This is a genomic window from Chromobacterium alticapitis (genome assembly GCF_002924365.1).
Lineage (GTDB): Bacteria > Pseudomonadota > Gammaproteobacteria > Burkholderiales > Chromobacteriaceae > Chromobacterium > Chromobacterium alticapitis.
In genome coordinates, this window is the sequence record NZ_PQWB01000165.1 from 1 (window position 1) to 2,070 (window position 2,070).

General features: G+C 67.1%; 1 protein-coding gene. It reads right to left on the minus strand.

Annotation, left to right across the window (positions count from 1 at the left end; all coding sequences use genetic code 11):
* Positions 1 to 2,070: RHS repeat domain-containing protein (locus C2I19_RS20380; protein WP_146056904.1), on the minus strand; the 2,070-nt coding region annotated here is incomplete at both ends.

Sequence of the window (2,070 nt, forward strand, 5' to 3'; positions counted from 1 at the left end):
TGGGTCTCGCGGCCCAGCTTGTCGTAGCCGATGTCGGTGACGCCGTTCTTGGCGTCGGTTTTCTGGTCCACCAGGCCCATCTGGTTGTAGTGGTACTGGGTGCGCACGGCGCCGGTTTGCAGCGTTTGCGGGAGGGCGTCGCCCGTCGCGCCGGCGAAGTCGGCCTGTTGGTAGTAGGCGACGTTGAGCCGGCGTTCTTCCTTCACCCGGCCCAGCTTGTCGTAGTCGAACTCGCTGGTCCGGTCCTGGGCGTCGGTTTTCAGGCGCGCCTTGACCGTGTCCAGCGTGTCGCTGTCGGCCGGCACGCCGATGGCGGCGGCGTAGCGGGTTTCGCGGACCGGCTTGCCAGCCGTGTTGTACGCCCAGGCCACGGCGTAGCCGGCGGCGTCCACTTCCAGCACCTTGCGCCCGGCGCGGTCGTAGTAGCGGTGCGCGCCCGGCGACGAGGCGGCGGCCTGCTTAGCGTTATCACGGGCCTGAGCCTGGGCCAGGTTGCCGTTGGCGTCGGTTTCGCGGATCACGTTGCCATTGGCGTCGTAGTCGCGGCTGGTGACCAGGTCGCTGGTCAGGATGTCGTAGTTGCTCTTGTCGCCGTTGTCGATAGCGTGGTCGGCCGAGCGGTGCAGCTTCACGACTTGGATCGCGCCCGGATCGGTCGGGTCCTCGGGATGCAGGGTGCCCGGCACGATGGTGCGCTTGAGCCGGTTGTTCTTGTCGTACTCGTAGCGGGTGACGCGGTCGTCCGCGCTGGCGGTCGGCGTCGGCACGCTGCCGTCGGCCGGCAGGCCCGCCGCCGTGGCATACACGCGCTGTTCGCTCACATTGCCGTTGCCGTCGTAGGTCCAGGTGGTGACGTAGCCGTCGCCGTTGCGCTCGCGAATCTTGCGGTTTTGGCTGTCGTAGGCGGTGCGGGTGACGTTGCCGTTGGCGTCGATGAATTCCACCAGGTTGCCGGCCGCGTCGTAGCGCCGGGTTTCAGTGGGGGCGACATCCGCTTCCACCGGCTTCAGGTCCGGGCCAGTCAGGGTATAGGTGTGCACCGTGTCGCCGGTCTGGCTGAGCAGGCGGTTCTGGCTGTCGTAGCCATAGCGGGTGCTGCGCTGTTCCGGCTGGCCGTCCGCTTCCACTTGCAGGGTGCGATTGCCGAAGGCGTCGTATTCGAAGCGCTTGGCGCTGAGCACGGCGCTGTCATCGCGGTCGCCGTCGCGGCCGGTTTCTTTCAGCACATGGCCGGTGCCGTCGTAGGCGTAGCGGAACACCGCACCCAGCTGGTTGGTGTACTTCACCTTGTTGCCGAAGGCGTCGTATTCCATGGCTTCGACGCCGTTTTCGGCGTCGGTGATCCGGGTTTGCCGGCCCAATGCGTCGTGCTCGATGGTGGTCACCGCGTCGCGGCTCGTGTCGGCGACGATGGCCGGCGGCGTGCCGGCCGCCACTTGCGCCGGATCGATGGCGTTGGCGTAGCGGGTGACGAGATGCGCGTTGCCGAAGGCGTCGTAGTCGGTGCGGGTGACGCTGCCTTCCGGGTCCACTTGCAGGATGCGGCGGTTGCTGGCGTCGAAGTAGAAGTAGCCGGCGTTGCCGCGCGGGTCGGTGATCTTGACGGCGTTGCCGAAGGCGTCGTAGTCGGTGACGGTGGCGTCGCCTTCGCCGTGGGTTTCCTTGCGCACCCGGCCCTGGGCGTCGAACTCGCGGGTGGTGAGGTTGTCTTTGCCATCCCACTCTTTCACCCGGTTGCCGTAGGCGTCCAGTTCGTAGCGGGCAACTTGCGCCATACCGGCACTATTGCCTTGGCTGACGGACAGCAGATCGCCGGCCGCGTCATAGGTCTGGCGGTGGATTTGATCCTGCGTATTCGCCGGCCGCTGCCGCAAATAGGCGCTCAGCGTGTCCGCCGTCCACTCCCCACCGTTCACCGGCACCCCGGCCATCGTCACCGTGATCGGCTCGCCCGAACCCTGCCAGGCGCCCAGCCCGCTTTCGAAACCGTCCTGCACCACCACGCCTTGTTGCGCGCTGCTCACCGTCACATCGTCGAACAGCACCGCATGGCCGGCGGCGTGATGTGCA